Here is a 24398-nt window from a genome sequence, read left to right on the forward strand (position 1 = left end):
CTGTCGCCCAAAAATAGACTTCCTCTATTCTATCATAAATCCGATGCTCAGAAGTCGGTTCTTTCGCATCAAAAATTATGGAATTCTCGCGCCTGCCTTTTGGCAGAGCTTCCATAAATATAAATGACGGCCCCCACGTATCGAAGAGCCGCCATTAACATTCCATTCAATTTGCGCCAAGCGCGATTAAAACATTCTAAACCCTTTAATACGCAATGTCTTAATGGTCCATCCGCTCATGTAAGCCCCGATCAGACCCGCAACTCCCGTTAAGTAATCCACCAACTGGAACGATCCGACGTGAGTCCAGAACGACATTTGGCCCCGATCCCACAAGCTGTATACAACGACCGGCAGAATGACAATCACGAACAGAAAGCACGGAAACCAGGTCGTCTTCATCAACATATTTAGGATAAAACCGATACCGAACATCATGACAAAAAACAAAATCATCAGCACGAGCACAGGAATAAATTGAAGCATGATCGCTGTTTTCACCTCTTCTTTATCACCTACGCATAGCAGCTATCCTACTTTATTGCAGCAAGAAACAGCACACCAAGCTTTAGCTAATAGCTAGTTTACTAAAAATCATGTCACAGATCAACGAACAATCGTGAATACATTGTGTCGGCGTTTGCCCTTCCGACTGCGCTTACAGTACAATATAGGAAGTTAATGCAAGCGGCCATCCGCTTCAATTATAACGAACATAATGTTTAGGAGTGATCACATGAACGAAGCTGCAATGACGCTCGAGGGCTGGTATGCGCTGCATGATTTTCGCACCATCAATTGGTCGGCCTGGAAAGCTGCAGACGAAGAAGTACGTGCTTTTGCGCTGGACGAGCTGAATGCGTTCCTTGCGGAATGGGAGGCCGTCGAGACCGCCAAGCAAGGCAGCACCGCCGTATATACCATCGTCGGCCAGAAAGCCGATTTTGTTTTCATGCATTTGCGCGAGACGCTGGAAGAGCTGAACGCGATCGAGAACGCTTTTAACAAAACGACGTTCGCCCAGTTCACCACCAAGGCTTATTCCTATGTCAGCATCGTCGAGCTGAGCAATTACTTGGCCGGCTCCTCCGATGAGGATCCGATGCAGAACCCGCATGTCATTGCCCGTCTGAAGCCGGTCCTGCCAAAATCGAAGCATATCTGCTTCTACCCGATGAACAAAAAGCGGGATTTGGCGGACAACTGGTACATGCTGAGCATGGATGACCGCAAATCCATGATGAAGAGCCACGGGATGATCGGCCGCGGTTATGCCGGCAAGGTCAAGCAAATCATCACCGGTTCCGTCGGCTTCGACGATTGGGAATGGGGCGTTACCTTGTTCAGCGACGATGCGCTTCAATTCAAAAAGCTCGTGTACGAAATGAGATTTGACGAAGTGAGCGCGCGCTTCGGCGAATTCGGTCCTTTCTATGTCGGCAACCTGCTCGACCAAGCTTCTTTCACCGACTTGATGAAGGTATAATTCCTTCTGCACATAAATGGCATATCAAAAAAAGGGATGCTCTTCCGAATGAGAGCATCCCTTCTTCTGTTATTCGCCGTCTTCCTCATCTTGCTCTTGCTTGCGCAAGGTTTCAAGATATTCAGCGGTGGCCCGGTCCCGGGCCCGCCCTTTATCCTTGAGGCGCTCAATGGCAGGAAGAATGAGAATGTCGACTTCCTGCTGAACGGTATAAGCCAGATCGTACCGCTCTTGCGACTCCAGGTAGGAGCCGACCTCCATCAGGGCGTTGTAGCGATCCAGTTCATCTCTTGTGAGCAGCCCCCGCACTTGAACGCTGCAATGTCTCATTTATAGGAACCTGCCTTTTTTCAGGACGAGCGGAATGCCTCCGATAATGAAGAGGTAGCGCAGATCAACCAATTTTTTCAGCTGGGCCGCTTTCCATCCCTGATATTTCTTATCCCCTACAACCGCAATGCCTTCGCCCCGGCCGAGGGAAGCGACCGTGCCTTTATTATGGAACTCGAACTTGCGCATGGACTTGTCCCGGATCGCCGCAACGATATTCTGGGCACAGCATACGCCCTGCTGCATCGCCATTTGGGCGGTCGGCGGATAAGGTCTGCCTTCTTCGTTAAAAATGAGGGAGTTATCGCCGATAATATAAATGTTCTCGTATCCCGGAGCGCGTAAATATTCATCAACCTTCACGCGGCCCCTCATCGTTTCGAAGCCGGCCGATTCAACCAGGCGGTTCCCGCGGATGCCGCCGGTCCATACGACCGTTGCCGCCCGGATCTCTTCGCCGTTGTTCAGCACGACCCCGCCCGGCAGGCATTCCTTGATCGCAATGCCCATCTTGAAGGTAACGCCCTTCTTCTCGAGAACGTTCATGGCGTACTCCACCAGCTCGGGAGCAAACCCCGGCAGCGCCGACGGCGCGGCTTCCACGTTATAAATGTTCACCAATGTCGGATCGACGTCATACTCCTTGCACAGTCTCGGAATGCGGTCCGCCAGCTCGGCTACAAACTCGATGCCGCTGAACCCGGCTCCGCCAACCACGAAGTTGATGCGCTCTTGCGGTCTGCGTTCATTCTTATATAAAGCAAATTGATATTCAATATGCTCTCGAATCAATCGTACCGAGTTGATGCTTCGGATCGTCATCGCATGCTCTGCGAGTCCCGGGATCCCGAAGGTCTCCGGCTCGCCGCCGAGTCCAATGACAAGATAGTCATAGGATAACGTTCCATCTTCAAGGATAACCTTCTTATCGTGAAGGCGGATTTCCTGAACCGAGGATTTGACCAAATCGATTTTGAACTCGTCTATCAACTTGGATATGGATACCCGGGTATTCTCAATGCTGTCGGTTCCTGCTGCCGGCATATGCAAATGCGTTGTAATATAATGATAATCATGGCGATTCACCAATGTAACATCGGCCTCATTATAATTCAGCTCTTTTTGCAGCCGCTGCGCTGTCAATATGCCCCCGTAACCCGCGCCAAGGATTACGATCTTCGGTATGCTGCTCATTCTACTGCTCCTTCCAGCTTACTCTTTATATATACAGTATGGTACACATGTTAACATTCTGTGAAATTGCATCCAAAAAAAGAGAAGAGCCCTTATCAGAGCCCGTTTCATCATTTGACCTGATGGTTCATTACGGTTCAAAAACAGCTGTAATCCTGCGGTTTCCTTATGATTGCTGCCGTAACCAATCGATATGAGAACCCTGCAATGAACACAAGTTATCACGTTAATCATATGCATAAACCATGCAAATATCAAGAATTTTTTTGCCATTAAATATGCAAATCATTCCGCCATTTCCCCCCTTACTTGCTAAGTAAGCGCAACCATTCCAATGTTAGGTATTTTAACTCAATTCTCGTCTTTTCATGCCGGTTCGGGACGATTATAATAGGTAAGGAATTCATGAATCAGCTTTATCCGGACAAGAACGTCTGTCTGATTCGAATATAAACTCACTTTATGGAGGTGCTTACCGCATGACAACGATGCCACAAGACAACAATATGACGGATCTTTTGATTATCGGTGGCGGACCTGCAGGCATGTTTGCCGCTTTTTACGGCGGAATGCGCCAAGCCTCGGTTAAACTTATCGAGAGCATGCCCCAACTCGGAGGCCAATTGGCTGCGCTGTATCCCGAAAAATATATCTATGACGTAGCAGGCTTCCCGAAGGTTACCGCTCAGGAGCTTGTGAACAATCTGTCCGCGCAAATGGAGCTCTTTAAAACGGACATCCGTCTTGAAGAGAAAGTCCAAGCTGTGGAAAAGCTTGAAGAACGTCATTTTGTCGTGAGAACGAATCTGGGCGAACACCATGCCAAAGCCGTCATCATTACGGCCGGCGTCGGGGCGTTCCAACCCCGCCGACTGGAGATTGAAGGTGCCGAGAAGTACGAGAAGGCGAACCTTCATTATTTCGTCAACGATCTCAGCCGCTTTAAAGGCAAGAAGGTGCTCATCAGCGGCGGCGGCGATTCCGCGGTAGACTGGGCGCTCATGATCGAACCGATCGCCGAGCAGGTTACGCTGGTTCACCGCCGCGACAAGTTCCGTGCCCACGAGCATAGCGTGGAGCAGCTGATGGCCTCGAAGGTGAACATCGTAACACCAACCGAAATCACGGAACTGCATGGTGAAGATGCCATTACGAAGGTGACGCTGTCGCATATTAAGACCAAAGAGACGCAAGAGATTGAAGTTGACGATGTCATTGTCAATTTCGGTTTCGTTTCCTCCCTTGGTCCGATCTCCGAGTGGGGCATCGCCATCGAAAGCAACTCCATCGTCGTGGACTCCCGCATGGAAACCAGCATCCCGGGTATTTTTGCGGCGGGCGATATCACGACCTATCCTGGCAAGGTCAAGCTCATTGCCGTCGGATTCGGCGAAGCGCCAACCGCCGTCAACAATGCCAAAGTATACTTCGATCCTGAAGCCAGATTGGCTCCGGGACACAGCAGCAACATGAAATTGTAGAGGTACTCGGAATTTCCTAACACTTCGACATACAGAAAAAAAGGTATCTAACGTTCCAGAGGGCGATGCGCCGCTCAGAACGGAAGATACCTTTTCTAATTCTTCTTCAAACCATATGTAGAACTTGGTTGAAAGCTCCCACATTATATGCGTATCATGTCGTAAGTTATCTATTCTATATACGAAAATCTGATTAATGCAGGATGCTGCCGGAATCGGTGTCCAAGTTCCGTTTATGAATTTCGGCCAGCAGTAGAGTGATGAACTCTCGTTCCAACTTCAATTCAACAGCCATATGATAGGAATCGAGAAGCATCTCATCCGTCAACATAGCCATCCCCTCACACCCCTTCCTCATATTTCCTGAATCTATCATATCAGACATGCGAAAACGGAACAACTGTTCGCTTATCCACAACCTCTTGTGGAAATCCTGTGTATAATTTGTTGGTAAGTGTAAGAAACAAGGTCATATCAAAGTGGATTATGGGGATAAATGTTATACACAGGATATGGGGTAAATCTACCATAAAAAAAATTGATCAATTATTATATCGGTAGATTACGGTTATTTTTTTATTACCCTATTAAAAAATCATATAAACGACTTCTGTTGGGAATATTAAACAAAAAATTCAGCTCGGTCTTGTATTTACTTCCAAAATCCATATCTTTCCTTCGACGTCGAGTCCGTAATCGAATCCCAGTTCCCCGATCCCGGGAAAGCGCGATTCCAGGATCGTGATGCACTGTCTGGTTAAGTGGCGCATTTCATTACGCTTCTCCCTGGCATTGATATGGGGCAGCGACAGCCTCAGAGCATGGCGGCAACGAAGCAGCGTCCCCCCTTTGCAAATGTTCGTCACAAACAGCCCCGGGTTCGCGAGCCGTCCTAGCATGGCCCGGAATTCCCATCTTCCTCTTTCCTTGACTACCTTGACGCGGTAATCCAGCGGACGTCCCTGAATTTTAGCCAGATGAATCCCCTGTTGTATCATGTAGCGCCGTTTCAGTTTCATTCTGTTCAATACGTGCAACAGGGAATTCAATGTATCTACATGAACAGTACGCCTCTTATGGGTTACCAAGTATCCCGTTCCGTCTTTCTGTATTCGGATGACTCCGTTACCACCGGTGCCTACAATCGGCTTGATCACGACCATTTCGTGTTCATCCAGCATTGAGACCAGGGTATCCCCTCCATACGACTGGGTCGCCGGAATGTAGGGAGCAACCTGCGGATCGGTCAGCAGCGCTTCCGTCTTCAGCCACTTGCTGGCCAATTGTCTTCCCGCCATGCTGCTTTCGCCTCCTTTTATTCATGACATACGTTATCCTATTCTCTTATCCGCACTTTGTCTTGGATGATTGTCCGGGATCGTTATGCCTAATAATTTGACGTATTCATGGCCGCGAAGCGAGCTTCCCTTTGCAAATGAGGTGATCTATCGTATAGTAAGAGCAGAGCTTTGTCCGTAATAAATCCATCCATGGATAACCATAAAGGAGGCTTTGTCACCTTGGCAGCATTGTTTGAAGTTTTGTACTGGATTGCCATTGTCGGCATGTCGGTTGCCCTTGCAGCCATCACCGTTCTGATCTTTGTCATGGGCTTCAAATTCATCAAAGACAAGCGCCGCGGACTCGGGGCCGGCTGCATCGTGTTCTCGCTCGTGGCTGCCGGCATGATCGTGCTGATGCTGAACGATACCTTCTTCTTCCCGGTCTGATCGGATAGGAAGAACAACAAAATGCAGCTGCCCCCGTTTGGGAGTCCGCTGCATTTTTTCATTTTCTTATGAGCGGCAGCAAAAAAAGGACCCCCGCGACAACAGGGTCGCAGAGGTCTTTTTATTGGTTAGATTCAGAGCACAGTCCCCGAAAACCCGCTGTTTAGCAAGGCTCTTCGTTCGGTTTGCCCGCATCCGTTGCCGTGCGGAAGGAAGATCCGCAGCCGCAAGTTACGGTCGCGTTCGGGTTGTGGATGGTGAACCCGCCCGTCATGCCGGATTCCTCGAAGTCGATTTCGAGACCGTTCAGGTATTTCAGATCGTCCTTCTCGACAACGACTTTCATATCCTGCAGGTCCATATATACGTCCGCTTCCGTTTCTTGATCGTCGAAGCCCATTGCATATGAAAAACCACTGCATCCGCCGGCAGTGACACCCAGTCGAAGGAACATATTGGGCGTTTCCTGTTCAGCAAGCATTTCTTTCAAACGTTCTGCAGCTGTTTCGCTGATTGATATCATAGGTCACCCTCCTTTTCGTTCATTCTTTAAGTATACTCCTCTTCGCGAATTCGCTCAAGGTTGAGATGATGGCCATTTTACCATATGGTCAATAACCTATTTCAATTCCTCTATATGTATTGCTACCCCGAGGGGTCAGGTTTATAATAGGGAAGGAACATGGGCGGCAACTGTTGGATAATTGTCACATCCCCCGGCTAAAATGCGGCAAAGGTTATGGCTGGTCCACAGTTGTATATTTTTTCACAAAGTTATTTATTTATTCAGCCCATTCATTGATTTCGTTGTTACACGACTATAAACGGACCGTTCCCCGCGGGGAGTGATCCACTTTATGATCACTTGATCTGCCGAATATTCGGCAAGTCAAAGTGTGAACAGGAGGATTGAACATGTCCACGATTGTGACACCATTTACCGATCAGAGAATGGCCGAGATCGTTGCGAAAGTCCAACGCGGCGAACGCCTGAATCTTGAAGACGGTGTGTATTTGTATCAAACCGATGACCTGCTGACCCTCGGGCAGCTGGCAAATAAAGCCAATTTGCGCAAGAACGGGAAAAAAGTTTACTTCATTGAGAACATGAGTCTCTATTTTACCAATGTATGCGAATCCCGCTGCGCTTTTTGCAATTTCCGGAAAGACCAAGGCGAGGAAGGCTCCTATACCCTCTCCGGCGCCGAAATGATCGAGTATGTGGAACAGCATATTCACCCCGGCATCCGTGAATTTCATATCGTTGGCGGACATAATAACCATGTCCCGTTCCAGTACTATGTAGATTCGCTGAAGGCATTGAAGGAACGTTTCCCTGAAGTTACCCTAAAGGCTTATACCGCGGCGGAGATCGAATTCTTCACTCGCATCAGCGGACTCAGCACGAAGGAAGTGCTGCAGGAGCTGCAGAAGGCTGGTCTTCAATCCTTGACGGGCGGCGGAGCCGAAATCTTGTCTGACCAGTACCGTCAGAAGATGAAGGTGGATAAAGCCAACGTGGATCAATACCTCGACGTTCATCGTACCGCGCATAAGCTCGGCATGAAGACGCACACGACCATGCTGTACGGCTCAATCGAGAGCCATGAGGACCGGATCCGCCATATGCTGCAAATTCGGGATCTTCAAGATGAAACGAACGGATTCATGGTATTCATTCCGCTGTCCATGCAGCCGAAGAATAAGAATGCGGGCATCATGCGCCGCAATTCGGCTTACGAAGATTTGAAAACCATTGCCATCAGCCGATTGATGCTGGATAATATCGACCACATCAAGGCTTACTTCATTAATATCGGGCCGCAATTGACGCAGGTCGCTCTCAGCTTCGGCGCATCGGACGTCCATGGCACGATCCTGAAGGAACGCATCAGCCATGCCGCAGGAGCGCTGACGCCAGAAGGGCTGACCCGCAAAGAGCTTGTGTGGCTCATCCAAGGCGCCGGCCGCATTCCGGTCGAACGCGATACCTTCTATAACGAGATCAAGGTTTACGAATAAGCCATACCAGCAAAAACGCAAGCAAAGCAGACGTTCCAAAAAACGGAAAACAGGTTAAAGAGATAATATAGCGTGGGTAACCTAAGCCGCTTTCAGCGGCGTTTTTCTTGCGAATCGGCGCTCACCTTCTTATCTCTTGAGAAAGGAAGAAATTTATGAAAAAGCTCGTCATTCTCGGCGGAGGCTATGGTGGTCTTGCCCTAATTCAAGAATTGTTCAGCGGCTATCTTCCTCCGGACGTGGAGGTCGTACTCATCGACCGCATGCCGTACCAAGGACTCAAAACCGAATATTACGCGCTGGCAGCAGGTACCGTGGCCGATACCGCCGTTCGTGTTAAATTCCCGGTGTATGACCGCCTCCATGTTGTATACGGTGAAGTCCTATCCATTGATCTTGAGAAGAAGCTTGTGAACCTGACGAACAACGATCCGGTGGAATACGATCAGCTGGCCATTGCCCTGGGATGTACGGACCGTTATCATGGGGTACCGGGCGCTGAAGAATTCACGTTCAGCCTGCAATCTTTTGCGGCATCCCGGGAAACCTATTTGAACCTGAACAACCTCAGACCATATGGTCAAGTTCATATCATTGGCGGAGGCTTAAGCGGCATCGAGCTCGCTGCCGATCTTCGGGAAAGCCGGCCTGACCTGAATATCGCCATTTTGGACCGGGGACAACGGGTGCTTTCTTCTTTTCCTAACCGTTTGTCTGCTTATATTCATCGCTGGTTTGAGGAACACCACGTGGACATCCACAGCGGCGTATCCGTATCCCGAGTGGAAAAGGACGCCGTGTACAATCTGGATGTGCCGATCGCAACCGATCTGGCGGTATGGACGGCCGGCATTCAGCCCGTAAAGGTCGTACAGGATCTGGATCTGCCAAAAGACCGCAGCGGACGCATTCTGCTGAACGAATGGTACCAGGTTCCGTCCCATCCCGAGGTATATGTGATCGGCGACTGCGCCAGCCTCCCCTTCGTCCCGAGCGCGCAAGCGGCAGGGGCTCAGGCCGAGCAAGTGGGACATGTCATGAAAGCTTTATGGCGCGACGATACGCCTAAGGTATCTCCGCTGAAGCTGAAGGGAACGCTGGGTTCCCTCGGCAAACATGCGGGCTTTGGACTCATGGGCAGCACGTCGGTCATGGGCCGGGTACCAAGGATATTAAAGAGCGGCGTGCTCTGGAAATCCAAGCGTCATTACTAGTCGGATGGTTACGGGCGCTTATGATGCTCCTGTGGAGGGGACGACAGCGGAGGAGATCGGAAAGTCAGCTCTCCTCTTCGCCGTCCCGAAAGCTTTCGAGCTTGCGGATGACAACCTCAAGCAGCTCTTCAGCCGTAGGGGCTTCAACCCAATCGCCATCCACGTAAGCGAAGGGCATCAAATAGCACTGGCCGCAGCTGGTCAGGCAGCCATATTCGATGACCTGGCAATCGTACTTGCCTTCAAGCGTCTGCAGCACTTTATCCGTGCCGAAATAGGAATTGCTTGTGCAAAACTCAATGATAATGGACATTGTTATTAGACCTGCCTTAAGATTGGCATTTTATTTTGCCGGTTTATGTACTATAATATAGGGAGGAAAGGAGTTGAACAAGATGAGTGAAAACACGCAAACCACTGTATATGATGAAGTGGCTGAAGTGCTTGATAAACTTCGTCCGTTCCTGCAGCGCGACGGCGGTGACGTGGAACTGGTTGACGTTGAAGACGGCATCGTTAAGCTGAAATTGATGGGTGCATGCGGTAGCTGCCCAAGCTCCACCATTACTCTGAAAGCAGGGATCGAGCGCGCCCTGGTTGAAGAAGTAGAAGGCATCCAAGAAGTAGTTCAAGTATTCTAAATCTTCTTTAACTATAAAGAGTCTTGGTTTCCCTCGCGGGACCAAGACTCTTTTTTTGAGATTAAAGAAGATATAAGTTTTCTGCGAAGCGTTAGCAATTCTTGAGTCGCATTTAATGGTTTTGGGATCCCCGCAAAGTAAATGGAATAAGCATCGAAGCGTAGATTCCACTTTGTGGAGATGTTTTATTCCGGCTTGATTAACGGGCGAATCGGGTCCAGCCCGCCGGATATATCCATAATATTGCCGGTAATGAAATCCGATTTATCCAGGCATAAATATTCGATCACCCTGGCGACGTCCTCGCCGCTGCCCGATCGTCCGCGAGGAGTCAACCCGTCCTGAATGCCGGATACTTCATCGATGGTTTTCTCTTTGTTGGCCCCGCGGATATCCCCCGGACAAATCATATTCACGGTGATTCCATACGGCCCTTCTTCCACGGCCAGCGTCTTCGTAAAGGAGACCAGGCCCACCTTCGCAGCCGCGTAGGCGGAGCGTTGAGGCCATGCGCGGGCTTCTCCCGCATGCCCGAAACCAAAGTGGATGATGCGTCCCCATTTTTTCTCCCGCATGGCAGGCAGAACGCGATGGTCCAGCAGCATGACGCCGGTTAAATTGCCATTCACCATATGTACGATTTCGTCGCGGCTGTACTCCGAGAACAGACGGCGTTCCCGAATGAACGGTCCAGCATTGTTAACCAGGATATCGACGCTGCCCAGCCGCTCCTCCGTCTGATCCACCAATGAATACAGCTCAGGCTCGCTGGCGATATCGGCTTTAATCGCGATGGATTTCACGCCAAACCCCTCGATTTCACGGGAAAGCGCCTCCGCTTCATCCTTGCTGTTCACATAATTTATGGCTATATGACATCCCTGCCGGGCTAACGACAGTGCCGTCATTTTTCCCAAACCTGTCGCACTGCCTGTAATCAGCGCCACTTTTCCCTTCAAGGCTTTCCCTCCTCAGATGGATATCCTTCCTTCAGTATAAAAGATTTGATAAGGCCGAACAACTTGCTTCCGACCAGGAATGGCCATTCGACAGAAAAAGAAAGAAAAAAGGGCCTATCCGCAAAGACCGATAGGTCTTTTTGGATAATGCCCTTTCTTCACATATACGATGAATTCATATACATTATATCGAGCTTTACTGCTCGAATTAGAATGCCGGGATGACGGCACCTTTGTACTCTTCTTCAATAAAGGTTTTCACGTCCTCGGAAGTCAGCGCCTTCGCCAGTTTTTGGATGGCGTCGGTGTCCTTGTTGTCCGGACGGGCTACCAGCAGGTTGGCATAAGGATTGTCCTTGTCTTCGATGAAGAGCGCATCCTTCGTTGGGTCCAGTCCCGCTTCCAGCGCGTAATTCGTATTGATGACAGCCAGATCCAGCTCATCCAGCATACGAGGCAGCATAGCGGCTTCAACTTCCTTGAACTCCAGGTTCTTCGGATTTTCTACGATATCCTTGGCGGTTGCTTCCAACTTGCTTTCGTCGTTCAGCTTAATCACGCCGTTCTTGGACAGCAGCGTCAATGCCCGGCCAGCATTGGAAGGATCATTCGGAATGGCTACAACCGATCCATCCTTCAGCTCATCCACAGATGTAATGGTTTTGGAGTACGCACCCAGCGGCTCCACGTGCACGGCGATCACGGACTCCAGGTCCAGCTTGCGCTCTTTGATTTCGTTATCCAGGTAAGGCTTGTGCTGGAAGAAATTCGCGTCGATTTCTTTGGAATCCACTTGCGTATTCGGCAGCACATAATCCGTGAATTCTACGATTTCCAGGTTTACGCCCTCTTTTTCAAGCGCAGGCTTGATATGCTCGAGAATCTTGGCATGCGGTGATGGCGAAGCCCCTACTTTCAAGGTCACAGTCTCTTGACCGCCGCCTCCCGTTGTTCCCCCTGGCTCGGATGCGTTATCCGCAGGCTTGCTGCCGCATGCAGCCAGCACCGTAACCAAGGTCAAGCTGATCAATGCCAATGTCCATTTTTTCATTCTAAAACTCTCCCTCCGAAAAATATATGATTTATATGTTGTCTTTCTTGAAGCCTCATCAATCCGTTATTTTCTTGTAAAATGCCGCACCAGACGATCTCCTGCCATCTGCAGCAGCTGGACCAGGACAATCATCAGCACGACAGCCAGAATCATGATCTCGGTCTCATAACGGTAATAGCCATACTTAATGGCCAAATCCCCTAAACCGCCGCCCCCGACTTGACCGGACATCGCGGTGTAAGATACCAGGGTTACAATCGTGATGGTCATCCCGGCCAGCAGGCCCGGACGAGCCTCCGGAAGGAGCACTCTCCATACGATTTGGCTTGTCGAGGAGCCCATGGCGTGAGCCGCCTCGATCACGCCTTTATCCACTTCATTCAAAGCCGTTTCCACGAGCCTTGCGAAGAATGGAGCAGCGCCGATCACCAGCGGCGGAATGGTGCCCAGCACGCCGTACGAAACACCTACGATCGACTTCGTAATCGGGATCATCGCCACGATAAGGATGATGAACGGAACCGAGCGCAGAATGTTTACAATGAACGACAGAATCGTGTAGCCGAAGCGTACCAACCCGGACGTGGACCTTGCGGCCATGTAGAGCAGCACGCCGACCGGCAGTCCGATGATGAAGCTGAACAAGGCCGAAGCTCCCAGCATCCGCAGGGTATCCAATGTTGCCGTCCATATCTCTTTCCAGTCGATCTGGGTAAAATCAAGTCCGAACATCAATGAATCACCTCCACGTCTAGTCCTTGTTCAAGCAGCTTCCGGATCGTATCTTCAATTGCGCGTTCTTCCCCTTCGAAACGGACGATGAGCTGGCCGTACGGCGTTTCTTTGATCGTAGAGATCGTGCCCTGCAGAATCGCAAAATTCACGCCCGTCTCATGAACGGTATGGGACAGGATCGATTCGTACGTTTTCGACCCCAGGAACGTGATTTGAACCGCTCTTGAAGGGCCGTTTACCTGACCCTGCATAGCCAGCCGCAGCGCTTCGCCGCTGTCCATCTCCTGGCGGATGAATTCCTGCGTCACTTCATGCTTCGGCTTCAGGAACACTTCCGTTACCGGTCCTTGCTCTACGATGCCGCCCTGATGAATAACGGCGACCCGGTCGCATATGCTCTGAATGACGTGCATCTCATGGGTAATCAGCACGATCGTCAGATGAAACTTTTTGTTAATGTCCAGCAGGAGGCGCAGAATCGAATCCGTCGTCTGCGGGTCAAGGGCCGAAGTGGCCTCGTCGCACAGCAGCACTTCGGGATCGCTCGCGAGCGCCCTGGCGATGCCCACCCGCTGCTTCTGGCCCCCTGACAGCTGGGACGGGTATTTGTCGCGATGCGCCTCCAAGCCGACCAAAGCCAGCAGCTCGGATACTTTGCGCTCCAGTTCGGCCTTCGGCGTCTTGATCAGACGCAGCGGAAACGCAATGTTATCGTACACCGTCGCGGAAGACAGCAGGTTAAAGTGCTGAAAGATCATGCCGATTTTACGGCGCTCCGCCTGAAGCTGCTTCTTGCCGAGCGACGTCAAATTTTTGCCGTTGACCCACACCTCGCCCGAGGTGGGACGCTCCAGTAAATTGATACAGCGGATCAATGTACTTTTACCTGCACCGGAGTGTCCGATCACTCCGAAAATTTCTCCTTTTTCAATCGACAAATCCAATTCGGACAACGCAGTTGTTAATGACCCGGCTTTTCCGTACTGCTTCGTCAATTGCTTGAGCTCAATCAATCCGATAATCCTCCTTTTTCCTTAGCTTCATATCTATTTACCCAAAAGAAAAGAGCCTCTTTTTGTAGAATCAAAAAGGGCCCTCTTTACGTAAAAGTCAACGCCTTTTCTCATCTGTCAAAGCTGAAGGTATCCCATAGCTTTGAAGGAATTAGCACCATGTCACTCCAAGCGTCATCGCATTAAGCAATGGTACGCAAGAAGTCGGTTGCCGGGCTTCATCGGGCCTGTCCCTCCGCCTCTCTCGATAAGAAAACATCGATATGAAATTTTTTCCGATTAAATTGATCTGATTTGATAACATTTAATGAATGCAATAGTTAGTATAGATTCTTTTCAGGCTTTTGTCAAAAGGAATTTCATGGCGATTTTGTGCCTAAGCCCGCACTCCATTTTCAGTCCACAGCTTGTTCGTATATTTATACGAGGCGGCCAGGCTGCGGCATACCATATCGATGCCCTGTTGGAGATCATCCAGGTGCTTGTCGATATCCTCCAGCTCGATTTTGTCGGACAGTCCTTGATGGCGCTGCCACAAATCATCCTGCATCTCGGAGTTCATGTAGTGAATTTCAGCGTTGCGCCTTTTGCGGAGCGCGTTCAGCGGTGCTTTGTAGCGATCCTTGATCGCTTCCAGCTCTTCAGCCAGCTCACCGTGGGCCTTCAAAAATCTGAACTGCCGCAGGACCGTAAAATAAGAAAAATGCGCCTTAACCTTGGAGGTATGCAGATCAAACAAATCGTTCAGCACCGTGCCCAGCTTGTCAAGGATCGAGAATACGCGGATGAAGCCGTTTTTGTAAAAATATACATATCGTTGATATTCCCCTTGCTCCTGAATCGACATATCATCGATGTAACCCGATTGAACCGATTGACTGAAATGCTTGGCCGCATTCCAGCTCTGCTCCAGCTCATCCAGGGAGACGATCAGTCCCCGGGTCCAAATCTCCAGCTTGCGAAAATCATGCGTAGGATCTTGATTTTTATCCATTTCCTTCTGCAGCAGCCGGGTTGTCTTCACCATCGATTCGATGGCTTCCTCAAGCAGGCCGTTGTTCTGCCGGGGCTGTTCCCCAAGTAACATTCGAAGCATGGCGGTACCCCCTCGCGTCATCAGATTAACCTTGGTTCTTGATCTCGATTGTGCCAATGCCAATATACTCATTCCAGCGCTCAGCGGCCGTCTTCACGGCGATATCCTCGCGCGGGGGCAACTCATCCGGATCGCCATCAGGCCCTTCGGCATCCCCTTGACTGGCAGATGACCCATCATCTGCTGCGCCAATCCGGGCTCGTCCTGTTAGGATGCCCCCGAAACGGGAAGACAACTCCATAAGCATGGAGCGACTTGTTATTTCTCCGGTGTTATTAAATATAAACAAATTCGTTGCCTTATCAAACCTTTTCGATACGGCTGCCGGCAGCTCCTTTCTATACAACAAAGCCCTCGAACTCCGGTCCGGGGACTTTGCATGCATGTATGCTATAGAATATTGGATTTTCTTTACGGGATGATCGGCGTTCTTCCTTATACGATCTTTTCGCGGGGCACGTCGTGGCCCTTCCGTATTTCGGCTTCGAGCGGCTTGCTGAGCTGCCATACCCGGACGCTTAAATAACACAGTACGCCGAACAGCGCCGAGATCAGCAGCGTATGACCCAGTGCGGAGAATACGTAAACTTCCTCGTTATGCATCGTAGCCATAATGAGGGCGCCGCTGAACACCTGCAGCAGGCACAGCACGGTTGCCGAAATGCCCAGCATCTGGATCTCCCGGTTATTGCGATTGCGCCAATATGCAAAATGCCCCATCACCGCCACCACGATCAGCAGCAGAAGCGCGGCCACGCGGTGCATAAAGGCGATGCCGACCCCTCCGCTCAGCTCCGGTATCACTTCTCCGTTACACAACGGCCAGCCGGAGCAGCCTTCCCGGGAATCGGTATGGCTGACGAATGCACCGATATACACCACGATGTAGCTGTACAACGTTGTGCCCCAGACCAGATTTCGGAAGCCCTTGCCCACCCGCGGCAAACGCTCCAGGTCAGCGGGTCCCTTCGCTTGTTCGATTCGGCGCATGCCCAAAGCCAGCATGACCGAACTGGCAAAAGCAATCAGCGAGAAGCCAAAATGCAGCGCCATGATCGCCGCGGATTGAGGTTTAACCACTGCGAGGGCCCCCATGATGGCTTGTACCACGACGAATATCGAGGTCCCGATGACGTAAGCCATCAAATCCCGGCGGTCCCGCTTGTACTTCCAGAACGCAATCAGCGATGCCAAGGCGGCCAAGCCGGCCATTCCGCTTACGGCCCGGTGGGAATATTCGATCATCGAGGACACCGTGTAAGCGGGAACAAATTTACCGTTGCACAGCGGCCACTCTTGGCCGCAGCCAAGCCCCGACCCCGTCTTTGTCACAACCATGCCCCCGAAAGTCGCGCAGAACATAATTAAGCATGTTATGTAACTCAGCCACTTTAATTGTTTATCGTTCACTTATCTCACCTGCTGCTCATAATCATTCACTATTCAAAACCTATACAGGATCGCATCATATACAGTCCACATTTCATTATACCTGATTCTTCAGCCCCGGTCACTTGAGCGATTGTGACAAAATGTTCAAAAATGAACAAAACCTTCATGCTCAAGGTACTTGACTTCGCAATTCCCCTCATAATATCCAATGTAAAAACAACACCGCCGCCCGTTATAGCTCAAAGGCGGCGGTGCTATCGTCACTGCTTACTTGTGAATCGTACCGTATACGTCTACGGCACGCTGCAGGAAATCTTCAATCTCCTCGCGCGATTTGCGGAGTTTGTTAACGTAGCGAACCAGCTCACGACCGTCAGAGTATGCAACAAAGCTAGGAATGCCCAGAATATTTTGCTGCTGACTCACGTCACCGACAGCATCGACGTCAACTTCCACCAGAGTCAATTGGTTGGAGAACTTCGTCTCAACCTCCGGCATGAATGGATCGATAAACTTGCAATCGCCGCACCAGTCCGCTTTAAATACGGCAACTGTCAGTCGTGGAGACTGGATTGCAACCTGAAATTCTGCTTCTGAAGTGATTTTTTCCATTAGTTATCTCCCCTTTACGTCGAATTCCTTCACCCCTAGTGAATCAAATTGTTGAGTGGAAGTCAAATTTTAGAGCATACTGACTGTATGAGGTTCACGGTCTGGAATTATCATCAGAAAGTGCAGGTGACAACCGGCATGCACTCGCACGGAGCCAAGGACAAACCAAATCGGGGCAGGGATTACGGGGCATGGACAGCCGCCATTCCGCAAGCCCTGGCAGAATCATGGTCGGGTATGATGGCAGCTTGGCGATATTCCTTAAAGCTTCGGATGAACAGGCATGAATTGCAGTGGGATCCTACAGCCGTCAGGGCCATTCGCAGGCAGCTCAAGAACATTCTCTCCTCCCATCCCTATCTGCCGCAGGGCATTTCTTCGTTTCTCCCTCTGCAAGAAGGTCACAGCGATATTCGCGGTCATGAGCCGGACCTGCAGCCAACGGATGAGGAGCAAGAGCTGGTTCATCGCATTCAGGAGGCCGCTGCCGCCGCCAACCGAAGCAACGTGACCCGAACCAAGGCCTATTTGGACTGTTACGAGTCGCATCCGGAGCTGCATTGGGCCTTGCTCGCCCATATGGTATCACGCAATGCCGGATGGAATATGAGCGATCTGAAGGGCGGGCTGATGTCGGATCTCATGGCCCCCCCATTCCAAAACCATCTGTACAGTTTCCTGGAGCGCTGCAATGCGCTGATTTTTCAGGATGCCTATCCGCAGCTGCTTCTCTATATGCACAGTCGAAAAATAGGAAAACCCTTATTCCATTTGCTCCCCCGCTTCCATGTTTCATCGTTCATGACGCCGTTCTGGGAACGGTTCTGGCACGACCAAGGCAGTTCGCTGCTTACGGTCGCCCTCATCATTAATGAACAGAACTATATTGAGGGGCGGGTGGCAAGACATCCTTTTTACCGTCAGCATATTTTGCAGGATCCCCTCTTCCGGATGCATGAGCTAACCCGGTTGAATCAGATCGTATTTCCGCTGGGTCATAACCAACAGACAAGCACAGACTCTGCCGAAAATCCCGTATCCCCTACCCGGCCGCTGGCCGGACTCACCATCCCCAAGTTTGACGACCTGTCCATCCGGATCAAGGCAGGCCGCTCGCTGTACGCTTTACTGTTCGGTTACGAGGATATCTACCATGCCGTGCTGGCATTCGCTCGTTCCACCAAGCATCAGGGCTCGCGCGCTGAATATTGGCCGGCGTTATTTACGCCGACGCGGGATCAAGCCATGAATCACGGCCACGAGGGGCTTGAGCTTATCCAATCGGAATGGCTGCCGGACGGCCGTCGTCTGTATAGCCCCCGTCTCGAGGAGATCTGGCAGGATGAAACCCCGGAACCGATTCCCCGGTACGACTGGTATCAGGGCCACGCGATGTTTAAGCATATTCGCAAACCGAAACCGCCGATGCTGCCGGATATCACCCACGCCCATCGGGCCGTCCTGGAGAAAACCTCCATCGCCCATGACGTATCCGATCCGTTCCACCGGCAATAAAAGAAGACCATTCCGATACGGCCGGAATGGTCTCTTCTCTAACGGATGAATGAATAGACGTGCTGTTCTTGCATCATAGGTTTAGGTTTATCCCCGCTCCCGCATACGCGCAGGCTGCAGCCTCATCAGCGGACGGAATACCTTCTGCAAAGGACGCGGGTAACTGCTAAGCTCCGATTGCCGCAATACGCCAAACACCACCAGCAGCACAAGATATATAATGACTACGGCTACGCCTACAACCAGGCAGGTCAGCAGAAATGCCAACCTTGCCGGCATGACATCGACCATCTGAATACCGGCCAGGTTCAGGCCGTAACCGATCCCCCCTGCGGCAGCAACCGTTAGTATGAAGCCCATCCAGCGTTTGCCCAGGATCGAGAAGGATACAATCGCCTTGATCGATCTGACGTTCAGTATCGTAATGACAAGGAAACAGAGAGCCGTGCTCCCGATGATGCCGTAAATGCCAAACAACGGAGCAAGCAGGAAGCTGGCAACAAGCTTGACCGCTATCCCGATCATCACGTGAACCATCGAGAGCTTAGCCTTGCCAATTCCAAGAAGAATGGAGTTCGTTGTCATCATCGTGATCTGAAAAATCGTACCGAATGTCAGGAACCCGATGATCCCGCTTCCGCCGAGGGAACTAAACAGCAATCCGTTGATGGAATAGGATGCAACGCAGAGCGCAATCACCATCGGCATACCCGTCAATATGGCAACGCGCATGGCCAGCGATACTTGCTGTTCCAAATGCTCCTGATCTTTCCTCGCAAAAGCGGCAGAGATGATCGGAATGAGCGAGGTGCTGAGGGCAATGGCTAGAATCGGCGGAATGCCCGCTACGCTTTGCGCCCGGTTTCCTAATACCGCTAGGGCTGCAGTAGCCTCTCCCAGACCAACCTGCCCGATCAACAGCGGCTTCACAATGGAGCTGTCAATGAAGTTGACCGCCGGAACAGCCAGGGAAGACAGCACTATCGGTATAGACAGCGTGAATATATCCCGGTATATCCCGCCAAGCGGAATCGAGCGGTCCGCCGCCGGCATTTTGAGCTCACGATCGCTTCGGCGAAGCTTCACCGTAAAATACAGCATGACCGCAAATGCCCCGATACTGCCGAGGACGCCCCCGAAGGAAGCACCTGCCGCGATCCAGGTATCGTCATATCCCAAACGCAGCAGCACATAGGCCAAGCCGATCGCTGTCAGAACCCGCGCAATCTGCTCGATAATTTGCGATATGCCGCCAGCCGTCATATTATTGCGACCTTGGAAGTATCCTCGCATCATGGCGATGGCCGGAAACAGCAGCAGCGCCGGAGCGAGCGCTTGAATGGCAGCGGCGGCCTCCGGCTGCTTGGCTATATGAGTGGCATAAAAAGGAGCTCCGAGGTAAAGGAGCAGCGTCATGACAACGCCTGCTGCCCCGGCAAAAATAAGCGCAGCATGATAGACGCGCCGAGCCTCCGCAGGCTTGTTCAAAGCATGGCGCTCCGATACCATTTTACTGAGCGTGCTGGGAATGCCGGCCGTGGCTACCGTTAACAGCATTAAATATACGTTATTGGCGATCGTAAACGAGGCATCCCCGATATCATTCAGCATATGCTCCAGCGGCACCCGCTGAGCAAGGCCCAGCACCCGGGCTACCAGCGCAGCAGCGGCCAAGATGATGGTGCCTTTAATAAATGACTCTTTCTTAGACAAAACCGTACCCTTCTTTCTCCTCCAAAGCGCCTCTTACAGCGATTGCTATGCTCTATTAGAAAATCCAGATGAAGAAAATGATGATCATCGCAAGCTGCAATATAATCTTCACCACAATGCTGCTAAACAATCCAACAACCGATCCGAAGCCAACCTTCATGGATTTGCTTGCTCCCGAGCCTGCCAGCATTTCACCCAGAAATGCGCCGAGGAACGGTCCGATAATCAACCCGAAGGCCGGTATCACGAACGGTCCGATAATAAGTCCGATCGTGCTGCCCCAAATCGAGGCTTTGGAACCGCCGAGTTTCTTGACTCCCCAGGCATTAACCGCATAATCGGCAATGAAGAGCACCACCAGAATAATGGTCTGGATAATCCAGAACCATGCATTGTAATGCTCGAATGTAAAGAACCAGCCGTAAACGAACAACGCCAGGTAAATGGCGACAACCCCCGGCAGAATAGGGTATACCGCCCCGGCCATCCCAATGATAAACAGAGCGATGACGATAATCCAGCCCAATACGTCCATCAACATCTCACCCTTCGATCAAAATATGATCCCTGATGACTTCGACGATGCCGTCCTCATTGTTGCTGGAAACCACAAGATCCGCCTCATCCTTCACGGTCTGCTGGGCATTGCCCATGGCCACGCCGAGGCCGGCCTGCTGGATGACGGCCAGGTCGTTCAGGCTGTCTCCTACGGCTACAACCTCGGACATGCTGATACCGAGCAGCTCGCACACCTGTCCGATCCCGGTCGCTTTGTTGACGCCCTGCGGATTGATTTCCAGGTTATCCGGCGAAGAGTTCGTGATCTCCAGTCCGCCCATATCCTGCAGTCGCATCATGATATTGTGGCGTACCTCATGATCATTCGTGTTATATCCGAATTTAAGCCACTCCTGATTCGCGACATCGTCGGTCCAGTTCTCAGAGTTATACAACCTATCTACTGAATACGCCCAGAACCACGATCCGGTTTCAACCGCGAGTTCATGCATTTGTTCCACGAGCTTGCTGTCGAGCAGCGCGCGGCGATGCAATTCATACGGCGCACGCCATACTTCGCCGCCGTTCACCGTTACCATCGGCGTCGTCAGTTCAAGCTGCTTGGCATACGGATAAGCATCCTGAAACGGCCGGCCCGTCGAGAGGCAGACGTGAATGCCGTGCCGTACCGCCTCCTTGATCCACTTCACCGTTTCCTCGGATACTTCATGGTCGTCCTGAAGCAGCGTACCGTCCATATCCAGTGCCAACAACCGATATTTATGTTTCATGGTATTAACCCCCTTACGAATCAAAGCAAACATAACGACATTTTACCACAAAAGGCCGGGCGTCAAAACATTCCCCTGAATGAGCAGCCCCTCGATGCATGCCAAACCAGGTAAAACCCGGCCTGACGCAAGATTTCCTCGAGGGGGCTCGAACGAACGACAAGCCCCTTGAAATAAATAAGCAATGTAAAAGAAAGAATACTCGTTACGGTATGCTAGGATGAGTATGAAGACAACCCCGAAAGGAGTTATGCACCCCAATGACCAAGCTCAATCAGAATCCCGTCGTCACGGCAGAGATGTTGATTCGAAGACCCGTTTCAGAAGTTTTCGAGGCTTTCATCGACCCTGATATCACAACCAAGTTCTGGTTTACCAAAAGCAGCGGCAGACTTGAGAAAGGCCGGCATATCCGCTGGGATTGGGAAATGTATGGCGTGTTTGATGACTTGTATGTGCACGATATCGAGGAGAACCGCCGCATCGCCATCGAATCTTCCGATCAAACGAGGACCGAGTGGATATTCACCCCGCGGGGCGAACATGAGACCTTCGTTACCATTACCCATTCCGGATTTACTGGAAATGATGATGAGATATTGCATGGGGCCATTGATTCCATGGGAGGATACACCATGGTGCTCTGCGGCCTCAAAGCGCTGCTGGAGTTTGGCGTTGTTCTGAATCTCGTGGCGGACAAGGCCCCGGACGCCCATGTATGACAAAAAAACGGCAGCCAACCCTGCAGGGCTATTGGCTGTCGTTTTGCTGTTGTCGATTATTCGTTCGCACTGCCGTCCTCATTCTCACCCTCGGTTTTTTTAGGGTGAGGCGTACCGTCCAATCCGTATATCTCGTCATAAGCGTCGAAAATTTTACGGGCAACCGGCGCGGCACTCTGGGAACCGAAGCCTGCTTCCGGAATGACTACGGCAACGGCCAGTTTCGGGTTTTGTCGCGGTGCAAAGGCGATGAACACCCCGTTTTCCACCCGGATCCGAGTGCCGTTTTTATAAATATCCTGCTCGGATGTTCCTGTTTTCCGCGCAAAATCATATTTGAAATCCTCGAAAGCCCGAAGTCCCTGCGTGTTCATCCCTGCAATGACTTCATTCCAGTACTGCTGCGGGAATTCCTCTTTATTCAATACTTCGCGCTTGAACTCCTTGATCACATTGCCGTCCTGATCCACAATCTTGCTGGCAAGCTGCGGACGGATGCGTTCTCCCCGATTGGCAAGCGTGCTGGCATACTGCGCCAATTGGAGCGTCGTATATTTGCCCGACTGTCCGAAGGAGGCGTACGCCATGGCAGCCAAATAACTTCCCGCCTGCTCGATGTTGGTATATTCGATGATGCCTTTATGCTCCTTCGGCAGACCGGATTCGGTGGATACCCCAAGGCCGAATTTCTTCATGTATTCATCCCATACCTTAACGGATTCGGAGCCGTATTTGTTGTACAGCTTTTCTCCGATCCAATCGACCATAAAGGCATTGGAGGAATGCTCGATCGCTTTTCTTGCGTTCAGGGACCCGTAGGCTTTACCGCCGGAGTTCCGAACCCTGGTATTATCCTTACCGAAGAATGCCGCGCCCCCGTCATAATAGTAGTCATTCGGCCCGAACAAGTTTTCGTTAAGCCCGATGAGCACCGACAAAGGTTTCATCGTGGAGCCAAGCAGCACGACCGATTCCAGATTGTTGCCGGAGCGCCCGGAACTGTACGGAGAGATCGTACCGTTGCCGTAATACTTCATGACGGATTCCCAATCGTCGGTTCCATTCTCCCATACATTGGGGTCATAGTCCGGCATGCTGGCCATGGCGACAATGTTCCCGGTATCCACTTCCATCGCTACCGCATAACCCGTTAACGCATTCGGATGCGTTTTGCCGGAAACCGGATTGGCGTGCAGCCATTTCAGCTGATCGATGATCGCCTGCTGCGTAGCTTTTTGGATATCCTTATGAATCGTCGTATGGATGTTGTAACCCTTTTCCGGGGCAATCATGGTCGGTACCCCGTCCGCCATGTTCTGCGGATTAATCGGAATGCCGATATATCCGTTCTTGCCGCGCAGCTCATCCTGGAACATCATTTCGAGTCCGTCTACGCCGACCTTCTCCTGCTCCGTGTAGATGAGTCCCGGATCCTTTTGCTTCTTGTTCTGCTCATCAATCTCTTTATATTTATCCAGTGTCTTAATGCCGCGGAACTCTTTCAAATATCCAATCGTTTGAACGGCGATTTTGTCCGGGTTGTATTGACGCTGGCTCTCTTCCACGACCTCGACTCCGGGATACTCGTTCTTATGCTCCATAAAGTAAGCCACTTCTTTAGTCGAGAGATCCGCTTTGATGCGTCTCGGCTCATAACCAGGCTGCTTGTTAAATTCCAGGTCCATCGCTTTGATTACATCATCCACCGTTAACTTCTCTGCTTTCGGATCACCGTATTGATCGAAGACCCTGACCATTTCCTCGGCCAGCTTTTCGATTTCCGGACGGTTCTTCTTCCCTCGTTCGGATGAACTGTAATCCTTTAACAGCGTTAAATACAGGGCTTGGGAGGGTGTCGAGTAGGCAATCGGCGTACCGGAAGCATCGATGATGCTGCCCCGAATCGGCTGAAGCGGGAAATTTTTAACCTGCCCGCCCGTTTCGAGCTCTTTCAGCTCCGGTCCTTCCACGAACTGCAGTATGGCAAGACGTATAATAATGACGCAGAATATAATAAACGTGCTGAAAAAAAATAGATTAACCCGCAAGTTAAACTGACTGCCGGCATCTCGTTCTTCTTGTTTGCGCTTGTCCGGCCTAAACCCTTTCACGTAAGCTTCTCCCCTTTATCCACAATCACATAAACCCATATTAACATAAACGCCCCCCCCACTTCATCTGAAGGCCCATCGGATAGCAA

At 51.0% G+C, this 24398-nt stretch carries 27 protein-coding genes and 1 riboswitch; of the genes, 8 read left to right on the forward strand and 19 right to left on the reverse strand.

What is annotated here, in order from left to right:
• Positions 1-186: 186 nt before the first annotated feature.
• Positions 187-486 (reverse strand): YuiB family protein, encoded by a 300-nt coding sequence (locus tag AC3RCL_RS27190; protein WP_015737411.1) that lies wholly within the window; start codon positions 484-486, stop codon positions 187-189.
• Positions 487-736: 250 nt separating this feature from the next.
• On the opposite strand from AC3RCL_RS27190, the gene hemQ reads away from it, so the two are divergent.
• Positions 737-1486, forward strand: a complete 750-nt coding sequence (gene hemQ, locus AC3RCL_RS27195) for a hydrogen peroxide-dependent heme synthase (RefSeq protein WP_492533125.1) — start codon at positions 737-739, stop codon at positions 1484-1486.
• A gap of 69 nt (positions 1487-1555) precedes the next feature.
• Here the strand turns inward: hemQ and AC3RCL_RS27200 are convergent, their stop codons facing one another.
• Together AC3RCL_RS27200 and AC3RCL_RS27205 are read right to left on the reverse strand one after the other, a co-directional pair.
• Entirely contained in the window at positions 1556-1816 is a 261-nt protein-coding gene (locus AC3RCL_RS27200; RefSeq protein WP_009592851.1) for a hypothetical protein, read from the reverse strand.
• Positions 1817-3010 carry an NAD(P)/FAD-dependent oxidoreductase gene (locus AC3RCL_RS27205; RefSeq protein ID WP_009592911.1) on the reverse strand — a complete coding sequence of 398 codons (1194 nt, stop codon included), beginning with the start codon at positions 3008-3010 and terminating at the stop codon, positions 1817-1819.
• Positions 3011-3489: 479 nt separating this feature from the next.
• Here AC3RCL_RS27205 and AC3RCL_RS27210 point away from each other — a divergent pair, with 479 nt between their 5' ends.
• Positions 3490-4491 (forward strand): NAD(P)/FAD-dependent oxidoreductase, encoded by a 1002-nt coding sequence (locus tag AC3RCL_RS27210; protein WP_009592883.1) that lies wholly within the window; start codon positions 3490-3492, stop codon positions 4489-4491.
• Positions 4492-4684: 193 nt separating this feature from the next.
• Here the strand turns inward: AC3RCL_RS27210 and AC3RCL_RS27215 are convergent, their stop codons facing one another.
• Both AC3RCL_RS27215 and AC3RCL_RS27220 read right to left on the reverse strand, forming a co-directional pair.
• Positions 4685-4828 carry a sporulation histidine kinase inhibitor Sda gene (locus tag AC3RCL_RS27215; RefSeq protein WP_006212600.1) on the reverse strand — a complete coding sequence of 48 codons (144 nt, stop codon included), beginning with the start codon at positions 4826-4828 and terminating at the stop codon, positions 4685-4687.
• 298 nt (positions 4829-5126) lie between these two features.
• Positions 5127-5789 (reverse strand): YheC/YheD family protein, encoded by a 663-nt coding sequence (locus AC3RCL_RS27220; protein WP_009592895.1) that lies wholly within the window; start codon positions 5787-5789, stop codon positions 5127-5129.
• A gap of 222 nt (positions 5790-6011) precedes the next feature.
• Here AC3RCL_RS27220 and AC3RCL_RS27225 point away from each other — a divergent pair, with 222 nt between their 5' ends.
• Positions 6012-6221, forward strand: coding sequence for a hypothetical protein (locus AC3RCL_RS27225; protein ID WP_009592898.1), 210 nt, complete (start codon positions 6012-6014; stop codon positions 6219-6221).
• 163 nt (positions 6222-6384) lie between these two features.
• Here the strand turns inward: AC3RCL_RS27225 and AC3RCL_RS27230 are convergent, their stop codons facing one another.
• On the reverse strand, positions 6385-6744 hold the full coding sequence (locus AC3RCL_RS27230; RefSeq protein ID WP_009592872.1) for a HesB/IscA family protein: 360 nt from the start codon (positions 6742-6744) through the stop codon (positions 6385-6387).
• 392 nt (positions 6745-7136) lie between these two features.
• On the opposite strand from AC3RCL_RS27230, the gene mqnE reads away from it, so the two are divergent.
• Both mqnE and AC3RCL_RS27240 read left to right on the forward strand, forming a co-directional pair.
• The gene (gene mqnE, locus AC3RCL_RS27235; RefSeq protein ID WP_492533130.1) at positions 7137-8243 is read left to right on the forward strand and encodes an aminofutalosine synthase MqnE; all 1107 of its coding nucleotides are present in this window, start codon (positions 7137-7139) and stop codon (positions 8241-8243) included.
• A 155-nt stretch (positions 8244-8398) separates the two neighbouring features.
• On the forward strand, positions 8399-9457 hold the full coding sequence (locus AC3RCL_RS27240; protein WP_009592908.1) for an NAD(P)/FAD-dependent oxidoreductase: 1059 nt from the start codon (positions 8399-8401) through the stop codon (positions 9455-9457).
• Between the two features lie 64 nt (positions 9458-9521).
• Here AC3RCL_RS27240 and AC3RCL_RS27245 read toward each other — a convergent pair whose 3' ends face one another.
• Positions 9522-9770, reverse strand: a complete 249-nt coding sequence (locus AC3RCL_RS27245) for a YuzB family protein (protein ID WP_009592888.1) — start codon at positions 9768-9770, stop codon at positions 9522-9524.
• Positions 9771-9852: 82 nt separating this feature from the next.
• Here AC3RCL_RS27245 and AC3RCL_RS27250 point away from each other — a divergent pair, with 82 nt between their 5' ends.
• Positions 9853-10098, forward strand: coding sequence for a NifU family protein (locus AC3RCL_RS27250; RefSeq protein WP_006212609.1), 246 nt, complete (start codon positions 9853-9855; stop codon positions 10096-10098).
• A gap of 185 nt (positions 10099-10283) precedes the next feature.
• On the opposite strand, the gene AC3RCL_RS27255 is transcribed toward AC3RCL_RS27250, so the two are convergent.
• The 8 genes from AC3RCL_RS27255 to AC3RCL_RS27290 all read right to left on the reverse strand — a co-directional run bounded on the left by AC3RCL_RS27255 (position 10284) and on the right by AC3RCL_RS27290 (position 16959).
• Positions 10284-11057, reverse strand: coding sequence for an SDR family oxidoreductase (locus AC3RCL_RS27255; protein ID WP_015737416.1), 774 nt, complete (start codon positions 11055-11057; stop codon positions 10284-10286).
• 208 nt (positions 11058-11265) lie between these two features.
• Positions 11266-12108: a MetQ/NlpA family ABC transporter substrate-binding protein gene (locus AC3RCL_RS27260; RefSeq protein ID WP_492533133.1), complete on the reverse strand. Its 843-nt coding sequence runs from the start codon at positions 12106-12108 to the stop codon at positions 11266-11268.
• 66 nt (positions 12109-12174) lie between these two features.
• Positions 12175-12843 (reverse strand): methionine ABC transporter permease, encoded by a 669-nt coding sequence (locus tag AC3RCL_RS27265; RefSeq protein ID WP_009592866.1) that lies wholly within the window; start codon positions 12841-12843, stop codon positions 12175-12177.
• Complete coding sequence (locus tag AC3RCL_RS27270) at positions 12843-13859, reverse strand: methionine ABC transporter ATP-binding protein (RefSeq protein ID WP_096776643.1); 1017 nt, start codon at positions 13857-13859, stop codon at positions 12843-12845. Before AC3RCL_RS27270 ends, AC3RCL_RS27265 begins: the two co-directional genes overlap by 1 nt.
• Before the next feature lie 107 nt (positions 13860-13966).
• A riboswitch (SAM riboswitch) is annotated at positions 13967-14113 on the reverse strand.
• Positions 14114-14235: 122 nt separating this feature from the next.
• Complete coding sequence (locus tag AC3RCL_RS27275) at positions 14236-14955, reverse strand: Cthe_2314 family HEPN domain-containing protein (RefSeq protein WP_015737419.1); 720 nt, start codon at positions 14953-14955, stop codon at positions 14236-14238.
• A gap of 25 nt (positions 14956-14980) precedes the next feature.
• Positions 14981-15304, reverse strand: coding sequence for a hypothetical protein (locus tag AC3RCL_RS27280; RefSeq protein WP_492533136.1), 324 nt, complete (start codon positions 15302-15304; stop codon positions 14981-14983).
• Positions 15305-15390: 86 nt separating this feature from the next.
• Positions 15391-16365, reverse strand: coding sequence for a COX15/CtaA family protein (locus tag AC3RCL_RS27285; RefSeq protein ID WP_277747035.1), 975 nt, complete (start codon positions 16363-16365; stop codon positions 15391-15393).
• Between the two features lie 249 nt (positions 16366-16614).
• Positions 16615-16959, reverse strand: a complete 345-nt coding sequence (locus AC3RCL_RS27290; protein WP_009592843.1) for a thioredoxin family protein — start codon at positions 16957-16959, stop codon at positions 16615-16617.
• A 138-nt stretch (positions 16960-17097) separates the two neighbouring features.
• On the opposite strand from AC3RCL_RS27290, the gene AC3RCL_RS27295 reads away from it, so the two are divergent.
• Entirely contained in the window at positions 17098-18474 is a 1377-nt protein-coding gene (locus tag AC3RCL_RS27295; RefSeq protein ID WP_492533139.1) for a DUF2515 family protein, read from the forward strand.
• 87 nt (positions 18475-18561) lie between these two features.
• Here AC3RCL_RS27295 and AC3RCL_RS27300 read toward each other — a convergent pair whose 3' ends face one another.
• Genes AC3RCL_RS27300 through AC3RCL_RS27310 form a run of 3 tightly spaced genes read right to left on the reverse strand, consistent with a single transcriptional unit; the run spans position 18562 to position 21476 of the window.
• On the reverse strand, positions 18562-20187 hold the full coding sequence (locus AC3RCL_RS27300; RefSeq protein ID WP_096776647.1) for a putative polysaccharide biosynthesis protein: 1626 nt from the start codon (positions 20185-20187) through the stop codon (positions 18562-18564).
• A gap of 55 nt (positions 20188-20242) precedes the next feature.
• Complete coding sequence (locus AC3RCL_RS27305) at positions 20243-20722, reverse strand: DUF456 domain-containing protein (protein ID WP_096776714.1); 480 nt, start codon at positions 20720-20722, stop codon at positions 20243-20245.
• A gap of 7 nt (positions 20723-20729) precedes the next feature.
• Positions 20730-21476: a Cof-type HAD-IIB family hydrolase gene (locus tag AC3RCL_RS27310; protein ID WP_492533142.1), complete on the reverse strand. Its 747-nt coding sequence runs from the start codon at positions 21474-21476 to the stop codon at positions 20730-20732.
• 260 nt (positions 21477-21736) lie between these two features.
• Here AC3RCL_RS27310 and AC3RCL_RS27315 point away from each other — a divergent pair, with 260 nt between their 5' ends.
• Positions 21737-22198, forward strand: coding sequence for an SRPBCC family protein (locus AC3RCL_RS27315; protein WP_119846444.1), 462 nt, complete (start codon positions 21737-21739; stop codon positions 22196-22198).
• Between the two features lie 56 nt (positions 22199-22254).
• On the opposite strand, the gene AC3RCL_RS27320 is transcribed toward AC3RCL_RS27315, so the two are convergent.
• Positions 22255-24309, reverse strand: a complete 2055-nt coding sequence (locus tag AC3RCL_RS27320; protein ID WP_433941421.1) for a peptidoglycan D,D-transpeptidase FtsI family protein — start codon at positions 24307-24309, stop codon at positions 22255-22257.
• Positions 24310-24398 lie beyond the last annotated feature (89 nt).

The sequence above is a fragment of the Paenibacillus sp. MT86 genome (assembly GCF_058792535.1).